At 75.0% G+C, this 16,109-nt stretch carries 15 protein-coding genes; 13 read left to right on the forward strand and 2 right to left on the reverse strand.

Annotation, left to right across the window (positions count from 1 at the left end; translation table 11 throughout):
• The first annotated feature begins 220 nt into the window (after positions 1-220).
• From WCD41_RS12780 to aroB, 4 genes are read left to right on the forward strand one after another with little or no spacing between them, the layout of a single operon-like run.
• Entirely contained in the window at positions 221-838 is a 618-nt protein-coding gene (locus WCD41_RS12780) for a prepilin peptidase (RefSeq protein ID WP_337713806.1), read from the forward strand.
• A gap of 27 nt (positions 839-865) precedes the next feature.
• Positions 866-2,062 (forward strand): chorismate synthase, encoded by a 1,197-nt coding sequence (gene aroC / locus WCD41_RS12785; protein ID WP_337713807.1) that lies wholly within the window; start codon positions 866-868, stop codon positions 2,060-2,062.
• Complete coding sequence (locus tag WCD41_RS12790; RefSeq protein ID WP_337713808.1) at positions 2,059-2,586, forward strand: shikimate kinase; 528 nt, start codon at positions 2,059-2,061, stop codon at positions 2,584-2,586. Before aroC ends, WCD41_RS12790 begins: the two co-directional genes overlap by 4 nt.
• The gene (gene aroB / locus WCD41_RS12795; protein WP_337713809.1) at positions 2,573-3,664 is read left to right on the forward strand and encodes a 3-dehydroquinate synthase; all 1,092 of its coding nucleotides are present in this window, start codon (positions 2,573-2,575) and stop codon (positions 3,662-3,664) included. The genes WCD41_RS12790 and aroB overlap by 14 nt, the downstream gene beginning before the upstream one ends.
• A gap of 61 nt (positions 3,665-3,725) precedes the next feature.
• Here the strand turns inward: aroB and WCD41_RS12800 are convergent, their stop codons facing one another.
• Positions 3,726-4,682, reverse strand: coding sequence for a hypothetical protein (locus WCD41_RS12800; RefSeq protein ID WP_337713810.1), 957 nt, complete (start codon positions 4,680-4,682; stop codon positions 3,726-3,728).
• Between the two features lie 40 nt (positions 4,683-4,722).
• On the opposite strand from WCD41_RS12800, the gene WCD41_RS12805 reads away from it, so the two are divergent.
• From WCD41_RS12805 to nusB, 3 genes are read left to right on the forward strand one after another with little or no spacing between them, the layout of a single operon-like run.
• Positions 4,723-5,853 (forward strand): M24 family metallopeptidase, encoded by a 1,131-nt coding sequence (locus WCD41_RS12805; RefSeq protein WP_337713811.1) that lies wholly within the window; start codon positions 4,723-4,725, stop codon positions 5,851-5,853.
• A gap of 14 nt (positions 5,854-5,867) precedes the next feature.
• A complete protein-coding gene (gene efp / locus WCD41_RS12810) occupies positions 5,868-6,431 on the forward strand; it encodes an elongation factor P (RefSeq protein ID WP_337713812.1) in 564 nt (187 codons plus the stop codon).
• Positions 6,432-6,465: 34 nt separating this feature from the next.
• Positions 6,466-6,990 carry a transcription antitermination factor NusB gene (gene nusB, locus WCD41_RS12815; RefSeq protein WP_337713813.1) on the forward strand — a complete coding sequence of 175 codons (525 nt, stop codon included), beginning with the start codon at positions 6,466-6,468 and terminating at the stop codon, positions 6,988-6,990.
• An 87-nt stretch (positions 6,991-7,077) separates the two neighbouring features.
• On the opposite strand, the gene bldD is transcribed toward nusB, so the two are convergent.
• Positions 7,078-7,572 carry a transcriptional regulator BldD gene (bldD, locus tag WCD41_RS12820; protein ID WP_337713814.1) on the reverse strand — a complete coding sequence of 165 codons (495 nt, stop codon included), beginning with the start codon at positions 7,570-7,572 and terminating at the stop codon, positions 7,078-7,080.
• A gap of 314 nt (positions 7,573-7,886) precedes the next feature.
• On the opposite strand from bldD, the gene pyrR reads away from it, so the two are divergent.
• Genes pyrR through pyrF form a run of 6 tightly spaced genes read left to right on the forward strand, consistent with a single transcriptional unit; the run spans position 7,887 to position 16,097 of the window.
• Positions 7,887-8,471: a bifunctional pyr operon transcriptional regulator/uracil phosphoribosyltransferase PyrR gene (pyrR, locus tag WCD41_RS12825; protein ID WP_337713815.1), complete on the forward strand. Its 585-nt coding sequence runs from the start codon at positions 7,887-7,889 to the stop codon at positions 8,469-8,471.
• 23 nt (positions 8,472-8,494) lie between these two features.
• Complete coding sequence (locus WCD41_RS12830; protein ID WP_337714214.1) at positions 8,495-9,454, forward strand: aspartate carbamoyltransferase catalytic subunit; 960 nt, start codon at positions 8,495-8,497, stop codon at positions 9,452-9,454.
• Complete coding sequence (locus WCD41_RS12835) at positions 9,451-10,737, forward strand: dihydroorotase (protein WP_337713816.1); 1,287 nt, start codon at positions 9,451-9,453, stop codon at positions 10,735-10,737. Before WCD41_RS12830 ends, WCD41_RS12835 begins: the two co-directional genes overlap by 4 nt.
• Complete coding sequence (carA, locus tag WCD41_RS12840; RefSeq protein ID WP_337713817.1) at positions 10,730-11,839, forward strand: glutamine-hydrolyzing carbamoyl-phosphate synthase small subunit; 1,110 nt, start codon at positions 10,730-10,732, stop codon at positions 11,837-11,839. The genes WCD41_RS12835 and carA overlap by 8 nt, the downstream gene beginning before the upstream one ends.
• Entirely contained in the window at positions 11,839-15,174 is a 3,336-nt protein-coding gene (carB, locus tag WCD41_RS12845; RefSeq protein WP_337713818.1) for a carbamoyl-phosphate synthase large subunit, read from the forward strand. The genes carA and carB overlap by 1 nt, the downstream gene beginning before the upstream one ends.
• Complete coding sequence (gene pyrF, locus WCD41_RS12850) at positions 15,171-16,097, forward strand: orotidine-5'-phosphate decarboxylase (RefSeq protein ID WP_337713819.1); 927 nt, start codon at positions 15,171-15,173, stop codon at positions 16,095-16,097. The genes carB and pyrF overlap by 4 nt, the downstream gene beginning before the upstream one ends.
• Positions 16,098-16,109: the final 12 nt, after the last annotated feature.

The following is a 16,109-nucleotide window of genomic DNA, read 5'->3' on the forward strand; positions in this document are numbered from 1 at the left end:
GCTCGCCACATCCTCGCTGCGCGACACGCCGCCGCCCGCCTGTGGCACGGGGTGTCTCAGCCTGGCGGCCACGCTGGCGTCGGACGTCAGGAAATCCACCCGCTCGGATCCTCGGGCGACCCGCCTCTCGCCCGTCCGCCGTCCCCATCCGCCGGATGCGTCCCCGGGGTCGCGAGGCGGTGCGTGACGGATCGGGCCCGGTCCGGTCACGCTCGACGGCGTGGTCAGGGACGTGGTGCTCGCCGGGCTGGCCGGCGGGGGAGCGGGCGCGCTCGGCGGGGTGGCGATCCGTGCGTGGCTCGCGCGGATGCGGCGCGGGGCGCTCGTGCCGGTGGCGGCGTGCGCCGGGGTGCTCGCGGTGCTCTGGGCGCTCGCGGGCACCCTCGTCGCCGCCGGTGCGGTCCCCGTGGTGTGGCTGCCGGCCCAGCTGGTGCTCGCCGCGCTCGTGGTCGCCGGGAGCGCCGTCGACCTCGCCGCGGGTCGCCTGCCGGACACGCTCACGGGGACCGCGGCGGTCGCGATGCTCGCCGCGCTGATCCCGCTCCCGCCGTCCACCCTCGGTGCGGGCCTGCTCGGCGGGGTCGCGGTGGGCGGTGTCCTCGCCGCCGTACACCTCCTCGCGCCCTCCGCCCTCGGCGCCGGCGACGTCAAGCTCGCCCCGTCGCTCGGCGCCCCGCTGGCGGCCGCGTCGTGGACGGCACCCGTCACCGCGGTGGCCCTGGCCGCGTGCGGCGTGCTCGTGCTGGCCTCGCTGCAGGGGACGCGGCGGGTCCCGTTCGGCCCTCCGCTGCTGGTCGCGACGTGGGTGGTGCTCACCGCGTCCCTGAGGGGCCGGTGATGACGGGTGACGTGGAACGATGGGGCCGTGTTGCGGTGGTTGACGGCGGGCGAGTCGCACGGTGCGGCGCTCACGGCGGTGCTCGAGGGCATGGTCGCGGGCGTCTCGGTCAGCTCCAAGGAGGTGTCGGCCGAGCTGGCGCGACGCCGCCTGGGCTACGGGCGCGGGGCGCGGATGGCGTTCGAGGCCGACGAGATCGAGCTCTCCGGCGGCCTGCGCCACGGGGTGACGCTCGGCAGCCCGGTCGCGATCCGCATCGGCAACTCCGAGTGGCCGAAGTGGGAGACGGTGATGTCGGCGGACCCCGTCGACCCCGCGCTGATCGAGGGGCGGGCGCGCAACGCGCCGCTCACCCGGCCGCGTCCCGGCCACGCGGACCTCGCGGGCATGACGAAGTACGCCTTCGACGAGGCGCGCCCCGTGCTCGAGCGGGCGAGCGCGCGCGAGACGGCCGCCAAGGTGGCCCTCGGCGCCGTCGCGAAGGCGTTCCTGGCGCAGGCGCTGGGTGTCGAGGTGCTCTCCCACGTGGTCAGCCTCGGCACCGCCGACGCCACCCCCGGCGCGATCCCGATGCCCGGTGACGGCGAGCGCATCGACGCGAGCCCGGTCCGCGCCGTCGACGAGGCCTCGACGCAGGCGATGGTGGCCGAGGTCGACGCCGCCAAGGAGGACGGCGACACCCTGGGCGGGGTCGTCGAGGTCGTCGCCCACGGTCTGCCGGTGGGCCTCGGCTCCTACGTGCAGGCCGACCGGCGGCTCGACGCCCGGCTGGCCGGCGCGCTGATGGGCATCCAGGCGATGAAGGGCGTCGAGATCGGCGACGGGTTCACCACCGCCCGCCGGCGGGGCTCGGCGGCCCACGACGAGATGCACGTCGCCGCGCCCGGCGTCAGTCGCGCGTCGAACCGCGCGGGCGGCATCGAGGGCGGCATGACCAACGGCGAGCCGCTGCGGGCGCGCGTGGCGATGAAGCCGATCTCGACGGTGCCGCGGGCGCTCGCGACGGTCGACACAGCGACCGGCGAGGCGGCCGTCGCCCACCACCAGCGCTCGGACGTCTGCGCCGTGCCGGCGGCCGGCGTGGTCGCCGAGGCGCTGGTCGCGCTCGTGCTGGCCGACGCGGCGCTGGAGAAGTTCGGCGGCGACTCGCTGGGCGAGACCGCCCGCAACCTCGCGGCCTACCGCGCCGCCATCGACCCGCACCTGCTGCGGAGCGAGCCGTGAGTCCCGTCGCGGTCCTCGTCGGCCCGCCGGGGGCCGGCAAGTCGACGGTCGGCGAGCTGCTCGCCGACCGCCTCGGCGTCGGGTTCACCGACAGCGACGCGATCGTCGAGGCGCGGACCGGCCGGGTGATCAGCGACATCTTCCTGTCCGACGGCGAGGCCGCGTTCCGGGTGATGGAGCGCGAGGCGGTCGCGAGTGCCCTGGCCGAGCACGACGGCGTGCTCGCCCTCGGCGGCGGCGCGCCGATGACCGAGGGGGTGCGCGCGGACCTCGAGGGACACCCCGTGGTCTTCCTCGCGGTCGGCCTGGCCGCCGGCGTCCGGCGGGTCGGGCTGTCGACGGCACGGCCGCTGCTCGCCGGGGTCAACCCCCGCGCGACCTTCTCCGCGCTGCTCCAGGAGCGCCTGCCCGTGTACCGCGCGGTCGCCCGCCACGAGATCGCGACGGACAGCCTCGACCCCGAGGCCGTCGTCGACGCCGTGCTCGCCGCCCTCCGCCCGGAGGCCGACCGTGCCGGCCGGTAGCCCCGTCGCCGAGCAGCGCCTGCGCGTCGCGAGCGGCGAGCCCTACGACGTCGTCGTCGGTCGCGGGGTCACCGGTGCCGTGGCGGAGATCCTCGCGGGCACGGCGACCGTCGTCGTCTGCCACCAGCCCGCGGTCGCCGGGGTCGCCACCGCGATCCGCGACGCCCTCGAGGCCCAGGGCACGCGCACCCACCTGCTCGTGCTGCCCGAGAGCGAGGACGGCAAGGACCTCGCGACGGCCGGCGCCTGCTGGGAGGAGCTGGGACGGCTCGGCGTCACCCGCTCCGACGCCCTCGTGGCGGTCGGCGGGGGAGCGGCCACCGACCTCGTCGGCTTCGTGGCCGCCGGGTGGATGCGCGGCGTCCGCGTGGTCCAGGTGCCCACCACCCTGCTCGCCATGGTGGACGCCGCGGTCGGCGGCAAGACCGGCATCAACACCGCTGCCGGCAAGAACCTCGTCGGCGCGTTCCACGAGCCCGCCGCGGTCGTCGCGGACCTCGACACCCTCGCCACGGTCGGCCGTCCCGAGCTCGCGGCCGGCATGGCCGAGGTGATCAAGACCGGGTTCATCGCCGACCCCGCGATCCTCGAGCTCGTCGAGGCCGACCCCGAGCAGGCCCTCGACCCGGCCGGCGACGTGCTCGGCGAGCTCGTCGTCCGCTCGGTGCGGGTGAAGGCGGACGTCGTCGCCGCGGACCTGCGCGAGTCGCACCTGCGCGAGATCCTCAACTACGGCCACACGCTCGGCCACGCCGTCGAGCGTCGCGAGCAGTACCGCTGGCGCCACGGCGAGGCGGTGTCGGTGGGTCTGGTGTTCGCCGCCGAACTCGCCCGCCGGGCCGGGCGCCTCGACGACGCCACGGCCGACCGGCACGCCGGCACCCTCGCGGCGGTGGGTCTCCCGACGACCTACCCCGCCGACGCGTTCGACGACCTCGTCGCCACCATGCGGCTGGACAAGAAGTCCCGCGGCGCGCTGCTGCGCTTCGTGGTGCTCGACGGCCTGGCGAACCCCGGGCGTCTCGAGGGGCCGGACCCGTCCGACCTCGCGGCGGCCTACGCGGCCCTCGCGAGCTGATCAAGCGGTCGGCGGGGCGGCGCGCAGACGGCCCAGCGCCGACCGACGAGGGGAGGCGCGCTCAGCCCTTCGGGCGGCGCAGCCCGAACTTGCGGCGCGAGCCCTTCTCCGGCTCGGCGGGGGGCTCGGCCGGCCCGGCGACGTCGTCGGCGGTGACCGCGGGCTGACTGCCCGTGGGGTCGAGCGGGCCGCCCGGGCGGGGGAAGGCCGGCAGCACGGCGACCACCGGTGCCTCGAGCGACTCGGGCACGTCCCCGGTCGCCGCGGGAGCCGCGGTGTCGGTCCCGAACGGCGAGGAGACCGGCTCGGGAGGAGCCCCCGCGGGCCGGACCGTCGAGACCCGGCGCTGCCCGGCGAGCCGGGGCGCCTCGGGCATGCGCTCACGCTCGGCGACCTCGGGCACGCGGTCCGCCGCGCGGCGTCGCGGCGTGCGCACCCCGGCCACCGCCGGGTCGGCGGCGGGGACGACCCGCGCCGGCACCACGCCCACGCGGGCGGCGGCGCGGGCGGCGGCGCGGGCGGCGGAGGGGGCGCGCTCGTCGGCGACGCGGCGCTCGAGCTCCTCGTCGTCGGCGTCGAGCATGGGGTCGTCGGCGCCCTCGCCGTGGCGGCGCATCGACAGCCAGCCCAGCCGCGACCCGACGAACACCGCGGCGAGGATCAGCAGCGCGACGAACGAGGCGCGCCCGACGAGCGCGGACTGGAGGTCGGCCACCCCGGTGTCGTCGACGAACAGCGCGAGCAGGATCCAGCTCAGCAGGCCGGCCGCGGGCGCCGTGACCAGGGCCGCGATGAACCAGGTCCATTCGGGGGGTCGGCGGTCGAGCACGATCTCGGCGCCCACCCAGCCGATCACGACCGCGACGACGACCAGGAGCAGGACGACGCTCCAGAGCCGCATCAGGTCGGGTGACCAGGACCGCAGGGCCACGAACAGCGCCTCCGCGACGCCGTAGACCACGGTCAGGACGAGCGCACGGAGGGCCCAGGGACACAGCCGGACCGAGGCGGGACGCACCCCGACACCGTACGACCCGCCCTCTCCTAGGCTGACGGGTGTGGAGCCCACCCGTCCGGAACGCGCGCCCGGCGGCCACGCGCGACGCCGTGACGCCCTGCGTGACCTGCTGCGCGAGGCCGGGCTGGACGCGCTCCTCGTCACCGACCTGATCAACGTCAGGTACCTCACCGGCTTCACGGGCTCCAACGCGGCGCTGCTGGTGGACGCCGGCGACGGGGCCGGCGGCGAGGACCGCACGGTGCTCGCGACCGACGGGCGCTACACCACCCAGGCGGCGGCCCAGACGCCCGATCTCCGCGTGCTCGTCGAGCGGGCCTGCGCCCCGGCGCTGCTGGCCGACCGCCGGGGGACCGTCGGCTTCGACAGCGCCCACGTCACGGTCGACGGCCACGCCGACCTCCTCGGCGCGCTGGCGCAGGGCGAGCTGCGCCGCGCCCCCGGCCTCGTCGAGACCCTGCGGGCGGTGAAGGACGACGGCGAGATCGACGCGCTGCGCCAGGCGTGCGCGGCCGCGGACGTCGCGCTGGCCGGGATGATCGCGCACGACGGCCTGCGCCCCGGCCGCACGGAGCGCGAGGTCGCCCGCGACCTCGAGGAGCGCATGCGGGAGGCCGGCGCCGAGGGCCCGTCGTTCGAGACGATCGTGGCCGCCGGCGCGCACGCGGCGATCCCGCACCACCGCCCCACCGACGCGCCCCTGGCCGACGGCGACCTGCTGACCATGGACTTCGGTGCGCTCGTCGACGGCTACCACTCCGACATGACCCGCACGCTCGTCGTCGGCGCCCCCGAGGACTGGCAGCGCGACCTGCACGCGCTCGTCGCCGAGGCCGCCGCGGCCGGCCGGGCGGCGCTGGCGCCGGGCACGGCGACCCGGGACGTCGACGCCGCCGCCCGCGACGTCATCGTCGCCGCCGGGTTCGGCGAGCAGTTCGTGCACGGGCTGGGCCACGGGGTCGGGCTGGTCATCCACGAGGCTCCGGCGCTGTCCGCGACGGCGACCGCTACCCTGGACGTAGGGATGACGGTCACCGTCGAGCCGGGGGTCTACCTGGCCGGACGGGGCGGGGTCCGGATCGAGGACACGCTCGTCCTCACCGACTCCGGAGCCGTGCCCCTCACGCAGAGCCCCCGGGACCTCGTGCCCGAGTCCCGAGACGAGACGTAGGAGAGAGCGCTCCCGTGGCGACGACGAACGACCTCAAGAACGGCCTCGTGCTGCGCATCGACGGCAACCTCTGGACCGTCACCGAGTTCCAGCACGTCAAGCCCGGCAAGGGCGGCGCCTTCGTCCGCACGACGCTGAAGAACGTCATGACGGGCAAGGTCGTCGACAAGACCTTCAACGCGGGCACGAAGGTCGAGACGGCCAACGTCGACCGGCGCGACATGACCTACCTCTACCGTGACGGCGACGACTTCATCTTCATGGACGCCGCCGACTACGAGCAGGTCCCGCTGCCCTCGGCCACCGTCGGCGACCAGGCCCGCTTCCTCCTGGAGAACCAGGAGGTCCAGGTCTCCTTCAACGACGGCGCGCCGCTCTACATCGAGCTGCCGGCGTCGGTCGAGCTGGAGATCACCCAGACCGACCCGGGCCTGCAGGGCGACCGCTCCACCGGCGGCACCAAGCCGGCCACGGTCTCGACGGGCGCGGAGATCCAGGTCCCGCTGTTCCTCGAGACCGGCACCAAGGTCAAGGTCGACACCCGGGACGGTCGCTACCTGGGCCGCGTGAGCGGCTGACGAGCCACGAAGCGAAGCGGAGCTGACCAGACCCGTGTCGTCACCCGCCACTCCCCGCAAGGGTTCCCGCTCCAAGGCCCGCAAGCGGGCCCTCGACATCCTCTTCGAGTCCGAGGCCCGCGGCGAGGACGCGCAGGAGGTGCTCGCGCGGCGCATCGCCGGCGCGGACGCGCCGCCGGTGTCGGACTTCGCGGCCTCGATCGTCGAGGGCGTCGTGTCCCACCGCGACGAGATCGACGACGTGATCTCGTCCTACGCGCGCGGGTGGACGATGGCGCGGATGCCGGCCGTCGACCGCATGATCCTGCGGATCGGGGTCTTCGAGATCCGGTTCTCCGACGACGTGCCGGACCCGGTGGCCATCGACGAGGCGATCGACCTGGCGCGCGAGCTGTCGACCGACGACTCGCCGCGGTTCGTCAACGGCGTGCTGGCCGGGGTGTCCTCGGGGCGCCCGGGCACGGTGGCGCCGCCGAGCCCGGACCGCGTCGACCTGCCGGCCGGGGTAGAGCTGGCGTCGGGCGACACCCCGACGAACGACGAGCCGACCGACGGCTGAGGCACGTCCGGGGTCCGCGAACGCGGACTTCGGACGCAGAGAAGCAGCGAACAGCGCGTTCGCTGCTTCCGGACGGCGGCGTCGGCCCTACTCGTCCATCGCCCGCGCGACGCGGGCCTCGGGCGGGAGGACGCCCCAGTCGACGAGCTGGTCGGACAGCTCCCCGGGGCTCATGTCGTAGATGATCGCGAGCGAGCGCAGGTCCTCGTTGCGGATTGAGAGGACCTTGCCGTTGTAGTCGCCGCGCTGGCTCTGGATGGCCGCGGCGTAGCGGGCCAGCGGGCCGGCTTTCTCGGCGGGCAGCTGCTGGAGCCGCTCGAGGTTGATGACGATCTTGGCGGCGGGCTCCGAACCGGACGGGATCCGGCCCTCGGGCAGGAGCTCCGCGACGGGGACGCCGTAGAAGTCGGCGAGCTCGGCGAGCTTCTGCACGGTGACGGCGCGGTCGCCGCGCTCGTACGACCCGACGACGACGGCCTTCCACCGCCCGCCCGACTTCTGCTCGACCCCGTGCAGTGACAGACCCTGCTGCTGGCGGATGCCCCGGAGCTTCGACCCCAGCGCCTTCGCGTAGTCACCCATCTGGCGGACACCCGTCCTCTCGCGTCGCCCGGCTCGCCCCGCCCGTGCACTCAGCGAAGTCGATACGGAGAGTGATGATGCGCCCTGTGTCGGCACATGGTCAAGCCGGGGATCGCACCGATCGTCGCCGGTGTGGCTCGTGGCACTCCGTCCGGACACGGACCACGGCGCGTAGTGCTGCGCCCGGAGCAGCGCGACGACGACCGTCGCATGGGCCCCGTCGGGTCGGCGTGTCGTCGCTGATAGTGTCGGAGCGAGTCCTGACCGACATCCTTTAAGAGCCGTCCGGCGAGGCGGAGAAGGAGGGTCCCCCCGTGCCGTCGAGGCGCCGGGGCGAGCCCGGGTCGGGTGGCGCGAGTGCCGAGGGTGAGCGCGAGCTCCTCTCGGCGGCCGATCTCGCGCGCACCGTGGCCCGCGTCGCCCACGAGATCATCGAACGCACCACCCCGGACGGCGGGTCCGCCCCCGTGGTCCTCCTCGGCCTCCCGACGCGGGGGACCTACCTCGCGCGGCGGCTCGCCGAGCGCATCTCCGAGATCACCGGGGCCACCGTGCCCACGGGGACGCTCGACCCCACGCTCTACCGCGACGACCTCCGCCTGCGCCCCACGCGCGCGCTCGCAGAGACGGAGCTGCCGCCGGGCGGCATCGACGACGCGGTGGTGGTGCTCGTCGACGACGTCCTGTTCTCCGGGCGCACCGTCCGCGCCGCGCTCGACGCCCTGCGCGACCACGGCCGGCCGCGGGCCGTGCAGCTGGCGGTCCTCATCGACCGCGGGCACCGCGAGCTGCCGATCCGCGCGGACTACGTCGGCAAGAACGTGCCGACCAACCGCTCCGAGGACGTCGCGGTGCGCATGACCGAGGTCGACGGCGAGGACGGGGTGAGCCTGCGATGACCAGCGCGGACACCGGCATCGGCCTGCGCCACCTGTTGTCCACCGAGCACCTGCGCCGCGAGCAGGCCGAGGCACTGCTGGACACCGCATCGGGCATGGAGCAGGCGCTGACCGGCCGCGCCGTACGCAAGCTGCCCACCCTGCGCGGGCGCACCGTCGTCACCCTCTTCTACGAGAACTCCACGCGGACCCGGGTGTCGTTCGAGGTCGCGGGCAAGTGGATGAGCGCGGACACGATCAACGTCAGCGCCTCGGCCAGCTCCGTGAGCAAGGGCGAGTCCCTCCGCGACACGGCGGCGACCCTCGGCGCCGCCGGCGCCGACTGCCTGATCGTGCGCCACCCGGCCTCCGGGGCGCCGCACCGGATCGCGGCCTGGCTCGACAAGGTCGGGCACTCCCACCTGGGCCGGGAAGGGCACGTCGCGGTGGTCAACGCCGGCGACGGCACCCACGAGCACCCCACCCAGGCGCTGCTCGACGCCGCCACCCTGCGGGCGCGGCTCGGACGGGTCGAGGGCGCGCACGTCGCGATCGTCGGCGACGTCCTGCACAGCCGCGTCGCACGCTCCAACGCGCACCTGCTGGCGACCCTGGGCGCCCGGGTGACGCTCGTGGCGCCGCCGACGCTGCTGCCGATCGGGGTCGGCGAGTGGCCGGTCACGGTGTCCCACGACCTGGACGGGGTGCTCGGCCAGGGCCCGGACGCCGTGATGATGCTGCGCGTGCAGGCCGAGCGCATGCACGGCGGCTTCTTCCCCTCGGCGCGCGAGTACGCGGTGCGCTTCGGGCTCTCGCAGCAGCGCGCCGACCGCCTGCCCGACCACGCGGTCGTCCTGCACCCGGGCCCCGCCGTGCGCGGCATGGAGATCGCGAGCTCGGTCGCCGACTCGAGCCGCGCCGCCATCGCGGAGCAGGTCACCGCCGGGGTCCACGTGCGGATGGCCGTGCTCTACCACCTGCTCGCCGGAGAGGACGTGGCGTGACGACCACCAGGCTGACGGGCGTCCGCCCCTACGGCGAGGACCCCCAGGACCTCTACGTCCGCGACGGCGTCCTCGTCGACGCGGTGGACGACCCGGACGTGACGATCGACGCCGACGGCCTCGTCGCGCTGCCGGGCCTCGTCGACCTGCACACCCACCTGCGCGAGCCGGGCGGCGAGGAGGCCGAGACCGTCGACACGGGCTCGGCCGCGGCCGCGCTCGGCGGCTACACCGCGGTGTTCGCGATGCCCAACACCGACCCGGTGGCCGACTCCCCGGTGGTCGTCGAGCACGTGTGGCGGCGCGGGCGCGAGGTCGGGCTGGTGGACGTCCACCCGGTCGGGGCGGTCACCGTCGGCCTCGAGGGCGCCCGGCTCGCCGAGATGGGCATGATGGCCGCCTCGCCCGCCGGGGTGCGGATGTTCTCCGACGACGGCCGGTGCGTGAACGACCCGCTGATCATGCGCCGGGCGCTCGAGTACGCCCGCGCGCTGGACGCCGTGGTCGCCCAGCACGCCGAGGACCACCGCCTCACCGTCGGCGCCCAGGCCCACGAGGGACCGGTCGCGGCACGGCTCGGGCTGGCGGGCTGGGACCCGACGGCCGAGGAGTCGATCATCGCGCGGGACGTGATGCTCGCCGCAGCCGCGGGCGCCCGCCTGCACGTCTGCCACCTGTCGACGGCCCGCTCGACGGAGATCCTGCGCTGGGCCCGGGAGACCCTCGACGTCCGCGTCTCCGCCGAGGTCACCCCGCACCATCTCCTGCTCACGGACGCGGCGGCCGAGGACTACGACCCCGTGCACAAGGTCAATCCGCCGCTGCGGCCCGTCGCCGACACCGAGGCGCTGCGCCGCGCGCTCGCCGACGGGACCCTCGACTGCGTCGCCACCGACCACGCGCCGCACGCCGTCGAGGCGAAGGACTGCGAGTGGTCCGCGGCGCGACCCGGCATGCTGGGACTGCAGACGGCGCTGCCGGTCGTGGTGACGACGATGGTCGCCACGGGCCTGCTCGACTGGCGCGGCGTGGCGCGGGTGTGCAGCGAGGCCCCCGCCCGGATCGCCGGCCTGACCGACCAGGGCCGGCCGCTGACGCCGGGGGAGCCGGCGACGCTGACGCTCGTCGACCCCGACGCGGCCTGGACGGTGCGGGGCCCGGAGCTGGCGAGCCGCGCGGACAACACCCCGTACGAGGGGATGGAGATGCCGGTCTCCGTGGTGCACACCATGCTGCGGGGCCGGTGGACGGTGCGGGACGGGAAGGTGCAGGAACATGGATGACGCGGTCCTCGTGCTCGAGGACGGCAGCGTGCACCGCGGCGAGGCCTTCGGCGCCCGCGGCCGCACGCTGGGGGAGGCGGTCTTCGCCACCGGCATGACCGGCTACCAGGAGACCCTGACCGACCCGAGCTACCACCGCCAGATCGTCGTGGCCACGGCCCCGCACATCGGCAACACCGGCTGGAACGACGAGGACGACGAGTCGGCGCGCATCCAGGTCGCGGGCTACGTCGTGCGCGACCCCGCTCGCCGTCCGTCGAACTGGCGCTCCCGGCGGGACCTCACCGACGAGCTCGCCCGTCAGGGCGTCGTCGGCCTCGCCGGGGTCGACACCCGCGCGATCACCCGCCGCCTGCGCGAGGCCGGCTCGATGCGCGCCGGGATCTTCTCGGGCGACGCGCTGAGCGACGCGACCTCGATGCGCGCCGCGGTGCTCGACAGCCCCGAGATGGCGGGCGCGGACCTCGCCGGCGCGGTGACCACCGGCGAGCCCTACACGGTGCCCGCCGTCGGCACGACGCGCTTCCGCGTGGCCGCGCTGGACCTCGGCATCAAGGCCAACACGCCCCGGATGCTCGCCGAGCGCGGCATCGAGACGCGCGTCCTGCCGTCCACGGCGTCGATCGACGAGCTGCTCGAGGGCGGGCCGGACGGCGTATTCCTCTCCAACGGCCCGGGCGACCCGGCGACGGCGTCGCACGCGGTGGCCCTGACGGGCGAGGTGCTGCGCCGCGAGGTGCCGCTGTTCGGCATCTGCTTCGGCAACCAGATCCTCTCCCGCGCCCTCGGGCTGGAGACCTACAAGATGCGCTACGGCCACCGGGGGATCAACATCCCGGTCATCGACCACGCCACCGGCACGGTGGCGATCACGAGCCAGAACCACGGGTTCGCGGTCGCGGGCGAGCCGGGGGCACGCGTCAGCTCACCCGCCGGCACGGTCCACCTGAGCCACTCCTGCCCCAACGACGGCACCGTCGAGGGCGTGACCTGCGAGGACGTGCCCGCGTTCAGCGTGCAGTACCACCCGGAGGCGGCGGCCGGTCCGCACGACGCCGCGAACCTCTTCGACCGTTTCGCGGACCTGATGGGGAAGAACTGATGCCGCGCCGCGAGGACATCCGCCACGTCCTGGTCATCGGCTCCGGCCCGATCGTCATCGGGCAGGCCGCGGAGTTCGACTACTCGGGCACCCAGGCGTGCCGCGTGCTGCGCGAGGAGGGCCTGCGCGTCTCGCTGGTCAACTCGAACCCGGCGACGATCATGACCGACCCGGAGATCGCCGACGCGACCTACGTCGAGCCGATCACCGTCGAGCACGTCACCAAGGTCATCGAGGCCGAGCGGCCGGACGCGCTGCTCGCCACCCTCGGCGGCCAGACGGCGCTGAACACCGCGATCGCCCTGCACGACGCCGGCGTGCTCGAGCGCTACGGCGTCGAGCTGATCGGCGCCGACATCGACGCCATCCAGCGCGGCGAGGACCGGCTGAAGTTCAAGGAGATCGTCCGCTCGATCGGCGGCGACGTCCCGCGCAGCGAGGTCTGCCACTCGATGGACGAGGTCCGCGCGACCGTCGCCGAGGCCGGGCTGCCCGTCGTCATCCGGCCGAGCTTCACCATGGGCGGGCTGGGCTCCGGCCTCGCCTACACCCATGACGAGCTCGAGCGCCTGGCGGGCACGGGCCTGTCGGCGAGCCCCGTGCACGAGGTGCTCATCGAGGAGTCGGTGCTCGGGTGGAAGGAGTTCGAGCTCGAGCTCATGCGCGACGGCAAGGACAACGTGGTCGTCGTGTGCTCGATCGAGAACGTCGACCCGATGGGGGTGCACACCGGCGACTCGGTGACGGTCGCGCCGGCGATGACGCTCACCGACCGCGAGTACCAGGTCATGCGCGACACCGGCATCGACGTGCTGCGCGAGGTCGGCGTCGAGACCGGCGGCTGCAACATCCAGTTCGCGATCCACCCGACCACCGGTCGTCTCGTCGTGATCGAGATGAACCCGCGCGTCTCGCGCTCGTCGGCACTGGCGTCGAAGGCCACCGGCTTCCCCATCGCGAAGATCGCGGCGCGGCTCGCCGTCGGCTACACCCTCGACGAGATCACCAACGACATCACCGGCGAGACCCCGGCGAGCTTCGAGCCGACGCTGGACTACGTCGTGGTCAAGGTGCCGCGGTTCGCGTTCGAGAAGTTCCCGGGCGCCGACCCCACGCTGACCACGACGATGAAGTCGGTCGGCGAGGCCATGGCGCTGGGCCGCAGCTTCCCGGAGGCGCTGAACAAGGCGCTGCGCTCGGCGGAGACCAAGGCGCTCGGGTTCTGGACGCAGCCAGATCCGGACGAGACTCCCGAGGAGGCCCTGCACCAGGCGTCGCTGCCGCGCGACGGGCGGCTCTACGCCGTGGAGCGCGCGCTGCGGCTCGGGGCGAGCGTCGAGCAGGTCACCGAGGCCTCGGGGATCGACGGGTGGTTCGTCGAGCAGATCGAGGGCCTGGTCGCGCTGCGCACCGAGCTCTCCGACGCGCCGGTGCTCGACCAGGTGCTGCTGCGCCGGGCGAAGCGCGCGGGCCTCTCGGACGCCCAGGTCGCCGCCGTGCGCCCCGAGCTCGCCGGCGAGGCGGGCGTGCGGGCCCTGCGCCACCGCCTGGACGTCCGGCCGGTCTACAAGACGGTGGACACCTGTGCGGCCGAGTTCGCGGCGCGCACGCCGTACCACTACTCGGCCTACGAGTCCGACCCCGCGGCCGAGACCGAGGTGGAGCCCCAGACCGAGCGGCCCAAGGTGATCATCCTCGGCTCCGGGCCGAACCGGATCGGGCAGGGCATCGAGTTCGACTACTCCTGCGTGCACGCGGCCACCAGCCTGCGCGCCGCGGGGTTCGAGACCGTGATGCTCAACTGCAACCCCGAGACGGTCTCCACCGACTACGACACCTCCGACCGCCTCTACTTCGAGCCGCTGACCGAGGAGGACGTGCTCGAGGTCGTGCACGCCGAGCAGGTCTCGGGGCGCGGCGGGCCGGGGCTCGTCGGCGTCGTCGTGCAGCTCGGCGGGCAGACCCCGCTGAAGCTCGCGGCCGGGCTCGAGGCCGCCGGCGTGCCCGTCGTCGGCACCCCGCCGGCGGCGATCGACCTCGCCGAGGAGCGCGGCGCGTTCGGGCGCGTGCTCGCCGACGCCGAGCTCCCCGCGCCGCCCTACGGCACGGCGACCAGCTTCGACGGCGCGCGCGAGATCGCCGCCGAGGTCGGCTACCCGGTGCTCGTGCGCCCCTCGTACGTGCTCGGCGGGCGGGGCATGGAGATCGTCTACGACGACGCCACGCTCGCGGACTACATCGCCCGCGCCACCGAGGTCACCCCCGACCACCCGGTGCTCGTCGACCGCTTCCTCGACGACGCCATCGAGATCGACGTCGACGCGCTCTGCGACGCCGAGGGCGACGTGTACCTCGGCGGCGTGATGGAGCACATCGAGGAGGCCGGGGTGCACTCCGGCGACTCGTCGTGCGCGCTGCCGCCGATCACGCTCGGGGTCGCCGAGCTCGAGACCGTGCGCGAGTCGACGGTCGCGCTGGCCCGCCGGCTCGGCGTGCGGGGCCTCATGAACGTCCAGTACGCGCTCAAGGACGACGTGCTGTTCGTGCTCGAGGCCAACCCGCGGGCGTCGCGCACCGTCCCGTTCGTCTCGAAGGCGACCGGCGTCCCGCTGGCCGGGGCCGCGTCGCGGGTCATGCTCGGCGCGACGATCGCCGAGCTGCGCGCCGAGGGCGTCCTGCCCGCCGCGGGCGACGGAGCCGAGCTGCCGCGCGAGCACCCCGTCGCGGTCAAGGAGGCCGTGCTGCCGTTCCACCGGTTCCGCCGGCCCGACGGCCGTGGGGTCGACTCGCTGCTCGGCCCGGAGATGAAGTCCACCGGCGAGGTCATGGGCATCGACCACGCCTTCTCCACCGCGTTCGCGAAGTCGCAGGCCGCCGCGTCGGGGCCCCTGCCGACCGACGGCAAGGTGTTCGTCTCGGTGGCCAACCGCGACAAGCGCTCGCTGATCTTCCCGGTGAAGCGGCTCGCCGACCTCGGCTTCAGCATCCTCGCGACGGCGGGCACGGCGAGCGTGCTCGAGCGCAACGGCATCGCGTGCGAGGTCGTGCGCAAGCACTTCGAGGGCCCGGACAACATCGTCGACCGGATCGCCGCGGGCGAGGTCGCCCTGGTCGTCAACACCCCCGTCGGGCACGCGGGACCGCGCGTCGACGGCTACGAGATCCGGGCGGCCTGCCTGGACGTCGGCGTGCCGTGCGTGACGACGGTGCAGGGCGCGGCCGCGGCGGTGCAGGCCGTCGAGGCCGCGATGCGCGGCGAGGTCGCGGTGACGCCGCTGCAGGTGTTCCACGAGCGGCTCGCGAAGGCGCGCGCCCAGCTCGTGGCGGGGTCATGAGCCGGTTCACGAACCGGGGACCCGTCCGACCCTTCCGGGCGCGCCTGCAGGCCGCGGTCGCCGAGCACGGCCCGCTGTGCGTCGGGATCGACCCGCACCCCGGCCTGCTCAAGGACTGGGGCCTCGACGTCGACGTCGCCGGGCTCGAGTGGTTCACCCGGCAGGTGATCGACGCCCTGGCCGGCGGCGTGGCGCTGCTCAAGCCGCAGGTGGCGCTGTACGAGGTGTTCGGCTCGGCGGGGCTGGCCGTCCTCGAGCGCGGGCTCGCCCACGCCCGGGAGGCGGGGGTGCTGACCCTCGCCGACGCCAAGCGCGGCGACATCGGCTCGACGATGGCGGCCTACGCGCACGCCTGGCTCGCGGACGACGCGCCGCTGGCCGCCGACGCGGTGACCCTGTCGCCGTACCTCGGGGTGGGCGCGCTGGCGCCGGCCCTCGACCTCGCCGTGGCCACCGGGCGCGGGGTGTTCGTGCTGACCCGCACGTCCAACCCGGAGGCCGCGGGGGTGCAGTCGGCGCAGGCGTGGGTGGCGGGGTCGGGGGGTTCCGCACGGGGGATGCGCGAGGTCGCCCAGTCGGTCGTGGACGCCCTCGCCGACCACAACGCGGCGCACGCGGGTGGCCCGGGCGAGGGGACGGCGGGCGCCGTCGTCGGGCTGACCCGGGGCACGACGGGCCGGGACCACGGCCTGGATCTCTCCGCGCTCGGCGGGCCGGTCCTCGTCCCGGGGCTCGGTGCCCAGGGCGGCACGCCCGCGGACGTGGCCGCGGTCTTCGGCGCGCCCGGCGGACACCCGGGTGCACTGGGCGCTGACGGGGGACCGGTCGTACCCGTGAGCGCGCGGGAGGTCCTGACGTCCGGCCCCTCCCACCGAGCGCTGAGAGCAGCGGTCGATGCGCTGAACGGGGCCCTGACCGGGTGACGCCCCGCGGGC

Origin of the sequence: Actinomycetospora aeridis (assembly GCF_037400275.1) — a bacterium.
GTDB classification, from domain to species: Bacteria; Actinomycetota; Actinomycetes; order Mycobacteriales; family Pseudonocardiaceae; genus Actinomycetospora; species Actinomycetospora aeridis.